The organism is Leptolyngbya sp. FACHB-60 (assembly GCF_014695775.1).
Lineage (GTDB): Bacteria > Cyanobacteriota > Cyanobacteriia > Phormidesmidales > Phormidesmidaceae > Nodosilinea.
Genome location: NZ_JACJOX010000026.1, coordinates 120,603 through 134,361, shown reverse-complemented (window position 1 = coordinate 134,361; position 13,759 = coordinate 120,603). Strand labels below are relative to the sequence as shown.

Below are 13,759 nucleotides of genomic sequence, written 5' to 3'. Positions count from 1 at the left end.
CATACTGTGGTGGACATTCTTCAATTAACTAGGGAGGACACCATGGAAAAGCCAAATGCAATCGGATGGTTTGACATTTACGTAGAAGATATGGACCGAGCAGTTGCATTTTATGAGGGCGTATTCGGGCAGAAACTCGAAGGGATGGATGACCCAACTGGCGAGACACAGATGATGAGCTTTCCTGCAAGTATGAATGCCTACGGTGCGTCAGGTGCTCTAGTAAAATCGGAACATGCTCGACCGGGAGTCGGAGGTACGATGGTCTATTTCAGTGCTGAAGACTGCTCTGTACAAGAATCTCGAGTTGTTGCAGCAAAAGGCCGCATTGTCAGGCCAAAGTTCTCAATTGGGGCCTTCGGTTGGGTGAGTCTATGTGTAGACACTGAGGGCAATATGTTTGGTATCAACTCGAGGACATGACTTGGTGAGGATCTCATCTGTTCAGTTGTGGTTTTCACGATGCTGGGCAAGGCGGTTGGCGAGTTCTAATCAGTCCGTCACGCGGACGTCGACGAGCAAGACTTGTCGGCGTCCGCAAGCCTGCGGCTTATGGTGCCGCCGAGCCCCGTTCCGAATCGGCAAGCGAACTGTGCGCGCCATCCCGCGTTCTAACAATCGCTTGCAGTGGACGAGCCCGCAGCTGTATTTTCGGCATTCCGCTGACTTCAGCGCACGCGGGCTCGCCACTGAAGCTCTGTCGTTAGGCACCGTATGCGGATCCGCGAGTACGAATCGTCCGACTGGCCACATCTATGTGTGATCCATGATGAAGCGCGCAAGCAAGAACTCGAGGCGAGCGGGTTGATGGACGCGTTTCTGACGCTTGAGGAGACTGCAGAGGGTGAGGGCCTGTTCGATGGTAAGGTGCTAGTCGCGGATGACGAGGGCATTCCGTTGGGCTTCATCGCAATCGCTGAAGGCGAAATCACCTGGCTCTACGTCAGCCCGCGGCATCAGCGCCGCGGAGTCGCGAGGCGGCTGGTGCGTGAGGCAATTTCTTGTGAATCCGGTCCGGTTTCGCTCGACGTTCTCGAAGGCAATGAAGCCGCTCTACAGTTGTACCTTAGCGAAGGGTTCGAAGTGGTGAAGCGGGTTTCTGGTCGCTTGGCGGGGAACGAGGCGTTTGCTGCTACGGGCCTTGTTCTGCGTCACCATGGCGTTGCCTAACCCCTCCATCGAGCGGACATCCACCGGCCAGACGCGCTACAGCGGTGCTGTATTGTTGCTTTCGTGCGGCTGGCTGGTGGCCGCCGCTCATGTCGAACGTTATGCCGCAGGTTCCCTGTAAGGACTGGTGTTCAGTCAAGTATCCTCGGAGGTTGGTAGAGAAGTCAGTTTTTCAGTTCAAGCACATCACGCAACATCCAAAGGTTTACTTTGAAATGCCAGAAATCATCTACAAAACTGATTTAGATAATGTTGATTGGACAGAAATGAAAACAACATTACGGCAAGATGCCTTTGATAATGGACGCAGCCCAGAACAGCTTAAAGTATCGTTTGAAAATAGTTACGCTGCTTGTGTTGCCTATGTCCATAATCGAATTGTTGGCACTGCCCGTGTTTTGTCGGATGGTGTTTGCAATGCTTATCTTGTTGATGTCTGGACACTTAGCGCATATCGTCGTCAGGGCATTGCAACAACAATGATACAAAAGCTATTGCATCGGTTAAAGGGGCAACACATCTATTTATTTACAGACGATGTTCCCGAACTTTACACAAAGCTTGGTTTTGTAGAGCAACCTATCGGTATGGGACAAGTCATCGGGACATGGTTGGAGAATGAGACATAAGATTGATGTAAAAAGTGGAAAGACAGGGAGATGCTTAGTTTGAGCAATCGCAGTTGTTTAGACAAGTTATACGGCATAACAACCCGCTTGAACCCGACCGTTGAGAGCTGGTCTGCTGGGCGTTTAAGTTTATCTGCGGCGGGTTAAGCAGAACGTTAAGACCCCCTGAAATCAACCTGTTTCCTGAAATATCGACTTTGAACGGGCAGAATGACACTGCTAGGAGGTAGCTGAGGTGTCTATCGATTAAACTGAGTGCTCAATGGCCTTAACCTGTTGAAGGCTTGTGGGTTGAGTAGTTGCCTGCGCGCGCAATTAGCCAATCTGGCTTACCTCACATCTGTACCCACAGGAGGTCCTGGACGTAGCCGAGTAGTAATTGTCCAGCACAGTGGTGGACAAATTTTGGAACCTTGCACGAAAGAGCTGCCAAGAGAGACTGTGATGCTGCTCTGTGGCGCGGGTAGTTATCCGTTCTGTCCCTTCATACAGCTATCTAAAGCCTCTGATAGATAGCTTCTGACGATTTGCTTTGGGTTTATCCTCGGTGAGGATAAACTTTGATAATTTCAACTTGGGCTAGGCGGTGACAATCACTGCATGAGATCATATCTAAGAAAACTAAGCTTGGAGTAGAGCGCTTAATGAGTTTCTCTGAAACGATAAAGAGGTTGACTGGATATAAAGCATGGGCAAACGAAATTACATTTTCAGCTGTAACTTCCCTCCCAAAAGGTGAGGCAACCAAGGAACGTGAAACGCGATTTGGAAACATAGTTCATACGCTCAACCATGTCTATGTTATCGACTGTATTTTCAAAGCCCATTTGGAGAAAACGACGCACCCGTATACTGCGAGGAATACTGAGATTTCTCCACCATTAGAAGAACTGTGGCAGTCAGTCAAGCTCGTTGACCAGTGGTATATTGACTATGCTCATTCGGTTTCTGAAAAAGAGTTGCTGGACATCGTCAACTTTCAATTTGTTGATGGTGACGCAGGCACGATGTCACGTAGCGAAATAATTCTCCATGTCGTGAATCATGGGACTTATCATCGGGGTTTGGTCAGTGACATGATGTATCAAGTTCCTGCTGTATCTCCAGCGAATGATTTAACTGTTTACTTAAGAGATGTGATATACAGCTCAAAGATGCTTGCTAATCAAAATAGTAGAAGATCACTATGACCAGAAACTTGCTTTAATTTATAGATTGTTGACAACAATCCTTAATGGTGTAAAAAACTTTTTTAGTCTCATGATGAATAACCTGGACGGTCAAAATAGCGGCTAAAACCCATTGCCTTCGTTCGTTTGCCTGAGAAACGTCAAGATCGCTGTCTCGTCGAGAATCCTTGATTCATGAGAGCCTCAGGAGTTTTCTGTACCATCAAGGTCGACAATCTCTAAGCTGCAGCTGCGCAGTCGAACAATTCAAATGCAGCGGATGGGTGAAAATCGTTGGTGCTGAGTTCTAAGTTTTCTGCCGCCGCTGACTTTTTCGTTAGGTTGACTGATGAACATTATAATCTTCTGAAACCCATGGGTTGAGTTTGAATTGGGTTGAGAGATATTCGATAAAACAGCGTACTTTTGCAGGGACAAATCGCCCACGTCGATAAACGGCATAGATTGGCAAAGGTACGGGTTGGTAGCCTTTTAGCACAATTCTAAGGTGATCGGACTGGAGCAAATCACCAAATAGCCAAACTGGGGAAACGGCGATCCCCAAACCTGATAAAACGGCTTCTCGAATGGCGGTAGAGCTATCTACTTGCAGATTTCCTTTAACCGTAACCTTAGTGGTACCTCCAGTTGGCTGTTGGAAGTGCCACTCGTTCCCCGTAGCAAGGCGAGTATAAACAATACAGTTATGGTTCACTAATTCCTCAAGGGTTTGAGGTTCCGAATGCTGACGGAAATAGGTAGTTGAACCAACAGTGACTCGATGAGTGAGTCCAATGCGCTGGGTGATGAGGCTCGGCTCATTCACCTGCCCAACTCGAATGGCGAGAGCCGTGCCATCTTCAAGCAAGTCAATGAAGCGATCGCTCAGGCTCAGATCTAACTTGATATCCGGGTAACGATCTAGAAAACCCTTTACATGAGGCATCACTTGATACTGCCCAAACGCTACAGGGCAACTTACCCGCAAGATTCCGATGGGTTTTTGGCGTTGCCCTACACTGGCTTCGGCTTCAGCCGCGGCATCCAATAATCCCTGACAATGCTCAAAAAAACGTTCCCCCTCTTGCGTCAACTGGAGCTTACGGGTGGAGCGGGTTAACAGTTGCATATCTAAATAGTCTTCTAGAGCGGCGATTTGCTTGCTAATGGTGGGCTGGGTTGTGTTGAGTTCACGGGCGACGGCAGAAAAGCTACCTGTTTCGACAACCCGCACAAAACTTTGAATGCATTCGAGGCGATCCATGCTTCATCTATTCTAAATTCGAATAAATCATATTCTATTTTGCCGGCTTCTCAAATAGATTCGCATCAATCAAGATAAATGCATGGAGAGCAGAGCGACCTACTACAGCGCAAAGGCTCTCCTACAAAAAGTTTTACGATTAGCCAGGAGATTGGTATGAATATTCAAGAATCCGTTGCTTTGGTTACAGGTGCAAATCGGGGCATTGGCAAAGCCTATGTCGAAGCGTTGATACAAGCGGGTGTTCGTCGCGTTTATGTTGCTGCTCGCAATGCAGACACGCTGAGCGGTGTGGTGGCGATCGCCCCTGATCGCATTATTGCCATCGCGTTAGACGTGACCGAGCCCGATCAAGTAAATGCGGCTGCCCAAGCGGCTCAGGATGTCACCTTGTTAATTAACAACGCGGGCGTATTAGGTTCTGGTGGTTTATTTACCCCTAAGAGTGTAGAAACGGCTCAGTGGGAAATGAACACCAATTATTTCGGTACTCTCTCCATGGTGCGTGCTTTTGCACCCATTCTCAAGAGTAATGGTGGCGGCACGATCGTGAATCTGCTGACAATCGCTTCTGTGGCGAACGTACCCGTCTTTAGTTCCTACAGTGCCTCCAAAGCCGCGCTATATTCCTTGACTCAAGGCGCTCGTGCCGAACTCGCAGCGCAGGGCACTCAGGTGGTTGGTGTGTTTCCAGGACCCGTTGACACTGCTATGTCTGAAGGGATACCCCTCGATAAGGTTGCACCCATTGAGGTGGCAAAAGCGACACTGCACGCGATTGAACAGGGTATGGAAGAGGTCTATCCCGACCCTGTTTCTCAAAGCGTATTCGCTAAGTTGCAAGCACCGCTCAAAGACGTTGAAAAGCAGTTTGCGGGGATGTTGCCTCAGTAATTTGCTTTCAGAGGTTGGATGGGCGAGCAAACAGCCGAGGAGCCGTCCAACCTAGAGCACCGCAATTGGTTAGAACTTAGTGAGGCACTGGCGATCGCGTCTCAAGCAGAAACCACAACACTCAAAAATTGATCCACCTCCACAAAGAGTAATAGAAATTGCCGCCGCGCTCGCCTTCGTCAAAAAATGCTTCGTATATCACCGGACAAACCTTGTTTGTAGATGGCGGTAGCAGTCTTGATGCAGCCTAACATTCGCTTAGAGCGGACTGGCAAAAGATCTCGATGCATTGCGAGGGTTGATTGCATCCGCTCAAGCGAACTGTTTTAGGCAGTAAGCCTTTACTTAAGGAAGTAATGCTAGGCTTATCAAGTTCACTTATCAGGTTGCATTAAAAGCACTTCAAAGACGGTAATCAAGCCTCCTGTATCGCTTTGGAAGGCTTTAACATGTTTTGAATCTATATGTTGTTGCCACGAAGATTCACTTTCCCAGTTTTCGTAAAACGCAAATAGTGTCGGATCTTCAATAGAACGGTGTAGATCATAGTTCAAGCATCCTGCTTCTGCCAAAGTAGGTGGAATGAGCCGGATTAATGCCTCACGCACTCTAGCTTCAACCCCTAGTTTAGCCTTAATTTTGGCAATAATAGTCAGTGAAATCATGGTCAATTCTCCTTGCTCAAAGTACTGCTAAAGAGACTGCTTTAGGACGACTTTACCGACTGCCGAACCTGAAGCAGCATGGGTATGAGCGGCTGCAACCTCGCCAAACGAAAATGACTTCGAATCCATAAGCGGACGCACCTGTCCTTCATCTACTAACTGAGCAACTCTGGTCAAGATTTTGCTATGGTAGGCGCGACTGCCCCCAAACAACAATGGCAGCAGCATATACACCAAGTGTAGGGTCAAGCCCTTGGCGTGAAGTAACGTCAAGTCTTGCTGAGACAGGGAAACAAGGGAAACAATAGTACCATTGAGCTTTGCCGCTTTAAAGGCATTTTGCAGGTTGTCATTGCCCACTGTGTCAAACACGACATCAAATCCCTCTCCGTTTGTATGTTCTGCAACGAGTTCCTCAACCGAAGTTTGATGGTAGTTAATGGTTATATCAGCTCCCAGCTGGTGGGCAAGTTTTGCTTTTTCCTCACTCGAAACCAGCGCATAAACTTTGGCACCAGCCCACTTGGCAAGTTGCACGCCAATATGCCCGACACCTCCTGTACTGCCGTACACTAAAACCCTTTGGTTTGCTTGAATCTGGGCGCGGTCGATCAACCCTTCCCAGGCTGTGATTGACACAAGAGGAAGGGCAGCTGTTTCGGTCATTGTTAACGATCGCGGTTTATGGGCAACGAGATCAGCATCAGCCAGCACATACTCAGCCAACGCGCCTGCTGTTCCTTTTACTCCACCCACACAGCCATAGACTTCATCACCGATTTGGAAGTGGGTCACACCTTCACCAACGGCTTCTACCACCCCAGCTACGTCCCCGTGCAAAATGGCAGGAAAAACAGGAGCAATATCTGCGACAGCTCCTTCACGAATTTTTACGTCCACAGGATTGACACTGGTTGCTGCGACTCGAATTAATAGATGCCCCTGAACTAGTTCGGGGGTGGGAACCTCGGTGGGTTGAAACACATTGGGATTGCCAAACTGTTGAATGACGATTGCTTTCATGAGTTAAGCCTTATCCATAACGCTATGATTTATGAATATCACTGGCGCATAGCGTCCAAAAGGATTTACGGGAAAGTGTATTAGTTACCGTTTGGTAAGCCAGTATGGTTCTTAATCCGAAAATACCTGAGCCTGAGTTGAGCTATCTGCCTCAGCCCGCTCTTGATCGCATTGCGAACATGGGCATCTTTGATACCCAATGCGAGGGCCATCAGCTTCTTGAGAAAATTGCAAATAAATGGACAATTCTACTTATTTACGCCTTGATTCAAGGGAAGAAGCGTTATAGCGATATAAAGCAGCAGGTGGTAGGAATATCACCCAAAATGCTGGTGCAAAATCTTCGTAGTTTGGAGCGATTAGGATTAATTAGAAGGGAGGTTTATCCAACAGTTCCGCCGAGAGTAGATTACTCATTGACACAACTTGGTGAGTCATTATCTGAGCCGCTGGCTGTTTTAGGAGAGTGGGCTTACCAACATATTTCCGATATTGATGCAGCAACAAAAAAATATGATAGCAAGCCTGATGCTGAAGATTTCTGGCAACCTAAATAAATCTGTCAAGCAGCGCTGCATAACAACCTCAATCACCGAAATAAAGATAAGTGATTAGTGAGTTTCAAAAGCTAACTGTATCCAGTGATTGAGAGTGTTATGCTACTCCATCCCGTTTCAAAGCAGTAAAAGGTTGTGAATAGTTCTAACCATGGTTATTGATGAAGCAATTGCTCAAGCTGCTCTGACCCATTATGATTTGCCGAATGTCCAGCTGACATTTTTGGGACAAAGCCAAAACACAACGTTTCGGGTGGAGACACCAACAAAAGACAAGTTTTTGCTTCGCCTTCATGCTGGTATTGAGGCCGCTGGCGAGGGTGGGCAAGAGGTTTGGAGAGCACCATCAGCGATTCAATCTGAATTGCTATGGTTGAATGCGATCGCTCAGGACACCGAGTTGACAGTGCCTCAACCCGTGCAGAATCGTTTGGGTGAATGGGTAACGAGCATTGCTGGGGCAGAATTGGGGGCTTCAATATCCTGTTCGTTATTGCAGTGGGTAGAAGGTGAACATATCAATGGTGAACCGCCAATACAGCAAATTCGACAGTTGGGTGTACTAATGGCGCAATTGCACCAGCATTCAAGCAGTTGGTTATTGCCAGTTGGCTTTTCTCGCCCCACTCACAATGTAGAGCAGTTGAAAGCCGCAACGTCTCAGCTTGGCATGTTGGTGCAAAACGGCACAACTTCACTGGATGATTACCAAGTGTTTCAAAAGGCTGCTATGCAAGTTCAAGAGTTTATGCCTAGTCTTTATCAGACCCGCGACACTTGGGGCGTAATTCACGCTGACCTGCACCAAGGCAACTACGTGCTTTATGGTGAAGAAGTTCGCCCCATTGACTTTTCGCGCTGTGGCTTTGGTTTTTACCTTTACGATATTGGTCAATCGCTTGGAGATGTTGAGGCAACATTGCGCTGTCATTTCTTCGAGGGTTACTCCAGTATTAGGAGATTACCAGCAAATTATCAAAGTGCTGTTGAAGCATTTTTTGTCGGTTCAACAGTGGAAAATTTTGCTTTTCTCAGTGCCAACCCACAGGAACATGAATGGCTCTCTCGTGCTGTGCCTTATGTTATCGAGAACCACTTGTTACCATATTTGCAGGGTGAGACGTTTCTGTTCCTTAGGTGAACTAAGCAACACTGGCATAACAATCCGGTTGGAGCGAACTGCCGAAAGTTCTTGGTCTGGATGCAAAAGCTATTACCAGCCGCTCAACCGAAACGTTCGACAGCTAAATCATTAGGGATGTGCCCTTAAGAAGCTATTTCAAGAATGCGGTTGTAAGAACTGATAGACAATTATGAACCTTCTTCCTAGATTGATTAAAAGCAGTTGTAAACCGGAGTCAGTAATATGAGTCTTGGACTGAGTGGAAAGGTTGCGATCGTCACAGGTGGAAGCTCTGGCATTGGTCGAGCATCTGCAATTGAGTTGGCTAGGCAAGGAGCAAAGGTTGTTGTTGCGGCTCGCAGAGAGTCCGAAGGCGAGGAAACAGTTCAGCAGGTTAAAGCGGCTGGCAGTGATGGTTTTTTCATCAAGACTGATGTTACAAAGGCAGCAGACGTTGAGGCACTCATCAATCAAACCTTGCAGGCCTATAGTCGGCTCGATTGTGTGTTCAACAATGCTGGGGCTGGCAAAGCAGCTCCTCTCATTGAACTGTCGGAGACAGAATGGGACCTGGAATTGAACGTTAACTTGAAGGCAGTGTGGCTATCGATGAAATACGAGATTCCGGCGATGCTCAAAAGTGGAGGTGGGGCGATCGTCAATATGGCATCTCAAGGCGGTGGAGTAATTGGTGTACCCAATTTTGCTAGCTACACCGCAGCCAAAGGAGGTGTAGTCGCTCTAACCCGAACAGCAGCGATGGAATTTGGAGGGCAAGGGATTCGGATTAATTGCGTTAGTCCAGGTCTAATTTTGACCGATTTACTGGCGGAGGTTCCTCAAGTCACGTTGCAGCAAATGGAGGCGCGTGTGCCGCTTAAACGGGGTGGAAAAGCAGAGGAGGTTGCTAAAGCAGTCGTTTGGCTATGTTCTGATGATGCTTCTTACATTACTGGACATAATTTAGTGATTGATGGTGGTTACACAGTGCAGTAGATTGCAGTCGAACATTCACTTAAAGCGGATTGCCGAAGATCTTGATGCATTGCAAAGGTCATTTGCTAACCGCTCCGCCGAAACGTTAGGCTGCTTTATCCTCCAGTGAGGGCGGTAACCGTAGGTAACCTGTCGGTGCTCAAAGTTAAGTTGCCACTGGAGCAACGGCATAGATAGAACAGTGTTAGCTCACCTGCTAGGCATTGCAGAAGCCTCACCTGACCAAGTTCCCAATCGTTCACCGCTGTCTACATCAACTATGGTGCTTGTTACCGCAGGATTCGTTATGAGAGCGATCGCCATTTTTGCTATATCGATGGGTTGCCCAGCATGATGAGCTAGTTGTCGGTCAGGTGCTAGCCCAATTCCACCTGGTGAAATTGCATTGACACGAATCGGGGCAAGTTCTAACGCTGCAGGACGAACAAGGCTCTCAATGCTGCCATGCAAACTGCTCCACACCCCATAACCAGCAATGGGTCTGCGTCCGCTGCTGCCAGAAAGCAGCGTAATGGAACCAGAAGAATGCATCACGTTTGGTGCAAAATGCAACACATGGTAAGACATCCAAAATCGACTAAAGGCAGCTTGAGCCGTTTCAGGAGAGGTATCTGGAATGCTGCTGGCAGCCATTCCACTCGATGCAGTGACCACAATATGATCAAGTGGTGCTAGATCCTGCAAGAGTTGGGCTGCTTCTTGTGCGATCGTAGCATCAGCAGCGTAAGCAGCTACCCCCTCAGGAAGTGAGGCGATCGCAGCATCCAAATTACTTTTTGAGCGACTGGAGATGATCACGTCTGCCCCTAGCGTCGTGCTGAGCCGAGCAATCTCCATACCCATCCGACTACTATAGCAATCCGTGGATAGGTCCGGTCAGTCAACGAAGGCTTGGTCAACGACTTGCCGAAAGGGTTGGCCGGATTGAATCTGTTTTCGCATCCGGTTTTTCAGAACGAACCATTGATGTTCAATCGGGTTCAAATCCGGGGAGTAAGGCGGGAGATATAAGAGATGACAGCCCACCTGACGAATCAACGCTTCAATGCGCCCACCTTTGTGAAACGAGGCGTTGTCACAGATGATCACACTGCCAGCTTTGAGTACGGGCAAGAGTTTCTCCTCTAACCATGTTTCAAACACCAGGCGATTGCAGTACCCCTGATAGGTAAGTGGGGCAACGAGCTGATGGTGATGCCAAGCCGCTATAAAGCTCACTCGTTCGGTGCGATTGCCCCGACGTTCAGCCGCGAATCGTTCGCCTTTCAGGCACCAGCCGTAAGCATAGTCTTCGGTATTGTTGATTCCCGCCTCGTCGAGATAAACCCGTTGGTATTCCTCGAATTGCGCTAACTCAGTGTCGTAAGCTTGGCGTTTTTTCGAGTCTCGTTCGGTGTAGAAATACGTCTTTTTTTTCGCGTGAAGCCAATCCGCTTGAGCGCTCGCCCAATCGTATCTTCACTAATCGCATCGGGCCACAGTTGCGCCATCTCCGCCTGGGTCTTTTCCCCATGCGCTTCAGCAAACGCACGAAACTCATGCCAGTCCGTGATTTTGTGGCTGTGGCCCTGCTGGTAACCTTGCTTTGGGGCAACCTCCCCCTTGCTGCGATACTGGTTGTGCCATTCCGTAAGGGTGCTACGGGCAATGCCCAGCAGTTGACTGACGACGACTTTGGATTGGCCTGATTCAATCGCGGCAATCGCTTTCTGGCGCAGGTCAAGGCTGTAGGGAGCGGGCATCACAATACTCCTCTCGATATCCTGTCATTCTGCCTGACCGAACCCTTATACGGATCGCTATACCACCAATAACCAAAACCTTTTGCCCAGCTAAGCTGTAGAGTTCTTGCATATTTGGTTTCCTTAATGGCTCAGTGGCTGTGTGATTACAGTACGGTTAGACCGCCATCTACAGGCAGAATGATCCCTGTGATGTAAGTATTAGTCATCAAACTCAATACCGCTTGAGCGAGTTCTTCTGCTTGCCCAAGGTGTTGCACAGGTAACGATTCTTCAGCCCACTTTGCTAGGTCAGATCGCTGAGACTCAGCCGTGTTGCTCCATACCCCTGTATCCACTACTCCTGGAGCAATCACATTCACTCGGATTGGTGCCAGCTCAGCCGCTAGCGATCGCCCAAATACCGCAACTGCTGCACTTGCGGCTGACATCACCGAGACTCCTCCGGTTTTCGCAGGTTTGAAAATAGAGACACTCGACGTTAGAGTAATCGAGCCATTTTGAGCGAGGGTTTTCGCCGCTGCACGGGCAGCAAAAAACGTTCCCCAGAATTTTTCCATTCCCCGTTGAGCCAGTTCTGTTGACATCTCTGCCAAGGGTGAGCGGAGCAGATTTTCATCTGCCACAGCCGTTACCACTAAATGATCAAAGTTCCCAACTCGTTCAAATAGCGCATTCATAGACTCCTCATTCAGGATATCAGCCACAATCGCTTCAACTTGCCCTAGAACTTCAACTTGCCCTAGAACACTTTCCACTGCCCGATGCAATTTGTCGGGTGAGCGGCTTGACATTACCACAGACGCGCCTAATTCTGCTGTTTTGTGTGCGACTGCAAGACCGATGCCTGAACTTGCGCCGATGACAACTACTTTTTTGCCGGACAACGACTGAAGCATGATTACTCTCCTTTCGTAAAAGCGATGCAACTTAATTCAAGGCAGAGGGTTGTCGTCCACCTAACCGTTGGGTTTGTGCTGGAGGCAAGATATTGAATGAAGGGACTGCATAAGCTCCCATCTTCTGGTGAATGAGGAGAAATCGCTCCAGGTCTGCCAACCCTTCAATCAAGCGAGCATTGCGAAGGGTTCCAGAATCAATGGGGCTGAACCCTAATTCTTGAGCAAGTTGCATCACAGTTTGCTTTGCCATTGGATCATCTGCCGCGACAAAAACAGATACGTTGTAGTCCTTCAGAGGTTCAGGTGCAAGTTCAAAAACTTCTAGGGGTATTGTGTTGAATGCTTTGACTACACGGGCATTTGGAACTTCCTCTGCCAACGTTTCAGCCAGAGATTTCAGAATCGGTGGATAGTCGAAATCTTCAGGAATCTCAAAGTTATTTGGGTCAATCAAAATCTTGCCCGTCAACACATCAATGGAAGAAAGCACTCCTGCGGGATGGACACCTCGAACCGTGTACAGCAACACGTCCCCAAAAGTAGCCGCCTCATCATTTGTGCCGCCTTGCGTCCCATGACCCGCGAATTCTGCCACAGCTTTTGCTTTTTCAGAGGTACGAGCACCGAAAAAAACTTGATGCCCCTGCTCAGCCCAAAGAATACCAAGGGAACGTCCCATATTGCCACTGCTGATAATTCCAATCTTCATGCTGGACTCCTCTATAAACAGACAGGTCTGTATTACTCGATAGTTCTATATAAACAGACAGGTCTGTTTCTGTCAAGTTATACTGAAACCATCTTTTCCAAGAGCGAGTCATGCCCAGAACTCAAACCGATGCGCAGCAACGAATTTTAGCCATCGCAGACGATCTGTTTTACCGAGAAGGGATTCGGGCGATCGGGGTGGATACGATTATTGCTAAGTCTGAGGTAGCGAAGACAACGCTTTATCGCTACTTCTCATCTAAGGATGATTTGGTCGTCGCCTACCTGGAAGGGCGGAATCAGCAATTCTGGGAGTTGTTTGAAGTGGTCGTCGGTCAGCATTCAGGGCAACCCAAGCAACAATTGCTGGCGATTTTTGCTTGGCTCGATGAGTTGTTAAGCAGTACTGACAGCCACGGTTGCCCATTCCTGATGATCGCTTCCGAGTTTCCAGAAATCAACTATCCAGGGCACCAGGTGGCGATCGCTCACAAGCAGAAAATGTGCGATCGAATGGCAGAACTAGCGGAGTGGGCAGGGATTAAACCAGCAAAGGAACTCAGTGCAGCATTACTAATGCTAGTTGATGGAGCATTTGCGGAGCGTCGATTGTTTAAGAAGCATAACAATGGAGTCAGCTTAGGGAAAGCGGCGGCAGTGATGATTGAAGCTTACCTGACTAAGTTAAATGCATCGGTTGAGACGCAGTATAACCATTCTGGCGCAGCGGACTGACGGAATTGCTTTGCGGATTGCAAAGTCTTTTGCAGCCGCTGACCAAAACCGTTAAACCGCCTGCGATCAACCCATTTCCTGAAATAGCGACTTTGAATGGGCAGAATGGCACTGCTGAGAGGTAGCTGAGGTGACTATCAATCAAGTCGAGTGCTCAATGGCCTTAACCTGCTGAAGGCTTG

17 protein-coding genes are annotated in these 13,759 nt (G+C 48.3%); 10 read left to right on the top strand and 7 right to left on the bottom strand.

Annotated elements, in window-relative coordinates; all coding sequences use genetic code 11:
- Nucleotides 1-42 precede the first annotated feature (42 nt).
- The 5 genes from H6F57_RS10550 to H6F57_RS10535 all read left to right on the top strand — a co-directional run bounded on the left by H6F57_RS10550 (nucleotide 43) and on the right by H6F57_RS10535 (nucleotide 2,989).
- Nucleotides 43-423 (top strand): VOC family protein, encoded by a 381-nt coding sequence (locus tag H6F57_RS10550; RefSeq protein ID WP_190630049.1) that lies wholly within the window; start codon nucleotides 43-45, stop codon nucleotides 421-423.
- 291 nt (nucleotides 424-714) lie between these two features.
- Complete coding sequence (locus tag H6F57_RS10545) at nucleotides 715-1,170, top strand: GNAT family N-acetyltransferase (protein ID WP_190795001.1); 456 nt, start codon at nucleotides 715-717, stop codon at nucleotides 1,168-1,170.
- Complete coding sequence (locus tag H6F57_RS27970) at nucleotides 1,157-1,291, top strand: hypothetical protein (RefSeq protein ID WP_277873653.1); 135 nt, start codon at nucleotides 1,157-1,159, stop codon at nucleotides 1,289-1,291. The genes H6F57_RS10545 and H6F57_RS27970 overlap by 14 nt, the downstream gene beginning before the upstream one ends.
- A gap of 94 nt (nucleotides 1,292-1,385) precedes the next feature.
- Nucleotides 1,386-1,799, top strand: coding sequence for a GNAT family N-acetyltransferase (locus H6F57_RS10540; RefSeq protein WP_190630125.1), 414 nt, complete (start codon nucleotides 1,386-1,388; stop codon nucleotides 1,797-1,799).
- Between the two features lie 644 nt (nucleotides 1,800-2,443).
- The gene (locus H6F57_RS10535) at nucleotides 2,444-2,989 is read left to right on the top strand and encodes a DinB family protein (protein WP_190630127.1); all 546 of its coding nucleotides are present in this window, start codon (nucleotides 2,444-2,446) and stop codon (nucleotides 2,987-2,989) included.
- Between the two features lie 316 nt (nucleotides 2,990-3,305).
- On the opposite strand, the gene H6F57_RS10530 is transcribed toward H6F57_RS10535, so the two are convergent.
- Entirely contained in the window at nucleotides 3,306-4,232 is a 927-nt protein-coding gene (locus tag H6F57_RS10530; RefSeq protein ID WP_190630128.1) for a LysR family transcriptional regulator, read from the bottom strand.
- A 156-nt stretch (nucleotides 4,233-4,388) separates the two neighbouring features.
- Between H6F57_RS10530 and H6F57_RS10525 the strand changes: the two genes are divergently transcribed.
- Complete coding sequence (locus H6F57_RS10525) at nucleotides 4,389-5,126, top strand: SDR family oxidoreductase (RefSeq protein ID WP_190630130.1); 738 nt, start codon at nucleotides 4,389-4,391, stop codon at nucleotides 5,124-5,126.
- Nucleotides 5,127-5,500: 374 nt separating this feature from the next.
- Here H6F57_RS10525 and H6F57_RS10520 read toward each other — a convergent pair whose 3' ends face one another.
- Together H6F57_RS10520 and H6F57_RS10515 are read right to left on the bottom strand one after the other, a co-directional pair.
- The gene (locus H6F57_RS10520; protein ID WP_190630132.1) at nucleotides 5,501-5,791 is read right to left on the bottom strand and encodes a putative quinol monooxygenase; all 291 of its coding nucleotides are present in this window, start codon (nucleotides 5,789-5,791) and stop codon (nucleotides 5,501-5,503) included.
- Nucleotides 5,792-5,818: 27 nt separating this feature from the next.
- On the bottom strand, nucleotides 5,819-6,814 hold the full coding sequence (locus H6F57_RS10515) for a zinc-dependent alcohol dehydrogenase family protein (RefSeq protein WP_190630134.1): 996 nt from the start codon (nucleotides 6,812-6,814) through the stop codon (nucleotides 5,819-5,821).
- A gap of 104 nt (nucleotides 6,815-6,918) precedes the next feature.
- Between H6F57_RS10515 and H6F57_RS10510 the strand changes: the two genes are divergently transcribed.
- The 3 genes from H6F57_RS10510 to H6F57_RS10500 all read left to right on the top strand — a co-directional run bounded on the left by H6F57_RS10510 (nucleotide 6,919) and on the right by H6F57_RS10500 (nucleotide 9,490).
- A complete protein-coding gene (locus tag H6F57_RS10510) occupies nucleotides 6,919-7,371 on the top strand; it encodes a helix-turn-helix domain-containing protein (RefSeq protein WP_190630135.1) in 453 nt (150 codons plus the stop codon).
- Between the two features lie 151 nt (nucleotides 7,372-7,522).
- The gene (locus tag H6F57_RS10505) at nucleotides 7,523-8,512 is read left to right on the top strand and encodes a phosphotransferase (RefSeq protein ID WP_190630137.1); all 990 of its coding nucleotides are present in this window, start codon (nucleotides 7,523-7,525) and stop codon (nucleotides 8,510-8,512) included.
- A gap of 225 nt (nucleotides 8,513-8,737) precedes the next feature.
- A complete protein-coding gene (locus H6F57_RS10500) occupies nucleotides 8,738-9,490 on the top strand; it encodes a glucose 1-dehydrogenase (RefSeq protein ID WP_190630139.1) in 753 nt (250 codons plus the stop codon).
- A gap of 189 nt (nucleotides 9,491-9,679) precedes the next feature.
- On the opposite strand, the gene H6F57_RS10495 is transcribed toward H6F57_RS10500, so the two are convergent.
- The 4 genes from H6F57_RS10495 to H6F57_RS10480 all read right to left on the bottom strand — a co-directional run bounded on the left by H6F57_RS10495 (nucleotide 9,680) and on the right by H6F57_RS10480 (nucleotide 12,843).
- Nucleotides 9,680-10,327, bottom strand: coding sequence for an SDR family oxidoreductase (locus H6F57_RS10495; RefSeq protein WP_190630140.1), 648 nt, complete (start codon nucleotides 10,325-10,327; stop codon nucleotides 9,680-9,682).
- A 39-nt stretch (nucleotides 10,328-10,366) separates the two neighbouring features.
- Nucleotides 10,367-11,232 (bottom strand): IS630 family transposase gene (locus H6F57_RS10490; protein WP_199294718.1). Its coding sequence is split into 2 segments (ribosomal slippage): nucleotides 10,367-10,903 and nucleotides 10,906-11,232, totalling 864 coding nucleotides; the frame shifts between segments, so codons are not numbered across the junction.
- Between the two features lie 146 nt (nucleotides 11,233-11,378).
- Entirely contained in the window at nucleotides 11,379-12,131 is a 753-nt protein-coding gene (locus H6F57_RS10485; protein WP_190630141.1) for an SDR family oxidoreductase, read from the bottom strand.
- Nucleotides 12,132-12,162: 31 nt separating this feature from the next.
- Complete coding sequence (locus H6F57_RS10480) at nucleotides 12,163-12,843, bottom strand: NADPH-dependent F420 reductase (RefSeq protein WP_190630143.1); 681 nt, start codon at nucleotides 12,841-12,843, stop codon at nucleotides 12,163-12,165.
- Between the two features lie 110 nt (nucleotides 12,844-12,953).
- Between H6F57_RS10480 and H6F57_RS10475 the strand changes: the two genes are divergently transcribed.
- Nucleotides 12,954-13,577, top strand: coding sequence for a TetR/AcrR family transcriptional regulator (locus H6F57_RS10475; RefSeq protein WP_190630145.1), 624 nt, complete (start codon nucleotides 12,954-12,956; stop codon nucleotides 13,575-13,577).
- Nucleotides 13,578-13,759: the final 182 nt, after the last annotated feature.

Excerpts from the sequence above, each read along its gene's own strand:
- H6F57_RS10550 (WP_190630049.1), top strand. The coding sequence starts at position 43 with ATGGAAAAGCCAAATGCAATCGGATGGTTTGACATTTACGTAGAAGAT.
- H6F57_RS10545 (WP_190795001.1), top strand. The coding sequence starts at position 715 with ATGCGGATCCGCGAGTACGAATCGTCCGACTGGCCACATCTATGTGTG.
- H6F57_RS27970 (WP_277873653.1), top strand. The coding sequence starts at position 1,157 with ATGGCGTTGCCTAACCCCTCCATCGAGCGGACATCCACCGGCCAGACG.
- H6F57_RS10540 (WP_190630125.1), top strand. The coding sequence starts at position 1,386 with ATGCCAGAAATCATCTACAAAACTGATTTAGATAATGTTGATTGGACA.
- H6F57_RS10535 (WP_190630127.1), top strand. The coding sequence starts at position 2,444 with ATGAGTTTCTCTGAAACGATAAAGAGGTTGACTGGATATAAAGCATGG.
- H6F57_RS10530 (WP_190630128.1), bottom strand. The coding sequence starts at position 4,232 with ATGGATCGCCTCGAATGCATTCAAAGTTTTGTGCGGGTTGTCGAAACA.
- H6F57_RS10525 (WP_190630130.1), top strand. The coding sequence starts at position 4,389 with ATGAATATTCAAGAATCCGTTGCTTTGGTTACAGGTGCAAATCGGGGC.
- H6F57_RS10520 (WP_190630132.1), bottom strand. The coding sequence starts at position 5,791 with ATGATTTCACTGACTATTATTGCCAAAATTAAGGCTAAACTAGGGGTT.
- H6F57_RS10515 (WP_190630134.1), bottom strand. The coding sequence starts at position 6,814 with ATGAAAGCAATCGTCATTCAACAGTTTGGCAATCCCAATGTGTTTCAA.
- H6F57_RS10510 (WP_190630135.1), top strand. The coding sequence starts at position 6,919 with ATGGTTCTTAATCCGAAAATACCTGAGCCTGAGTTGAGCTATCTGCCT.
- H6F57_RS10505 (WP_190630137.1), top strand. The coding sequence starts at position 7,523 with ATGGTTATTGATGAAGCAATTGCTCAAGCTGCTCTGACCCATTATGAT.
- H6F57_RS10500 (WP_190630139.1), top strand. The coding sequence starts at position 8,738 with ATGAGTCTTGGACTGAGTGGAAAGGTTGCGATCGTCACAGGTGGAAGC.
- H6F57_RS10495 (WP_190630140.1), bottom strand. The coding sequence starts at position 10,327 with ATGGAGATTGCTCGGCTCAGCACGACGCTAGGGGCAGACGTGATCATC.
- H6F57_RS10485 (WP_190630141.1), bottom strand. The coding sequence starts at position 12,131 with ATGCTTCAGTCGTTGTCCGGCAAAAAAGTAGTTGTCATCGGCGCAAGT.
- H6F57_RS10480 (WP_190630143.1), bottom strand. The coding sequence starts at position 12,843 with ATGAAGATTGGAATTATCAGCAGTGGCAATATGGGACGTTCCCTTGGT.
- H6F57_RS10475 (WP_190630145.1), top strand. The coding sequence starts at position 12,954 with ATGCCCAGAACTCAAACCGATGCGCAGCAACGAATTTTAGCCATCGCA.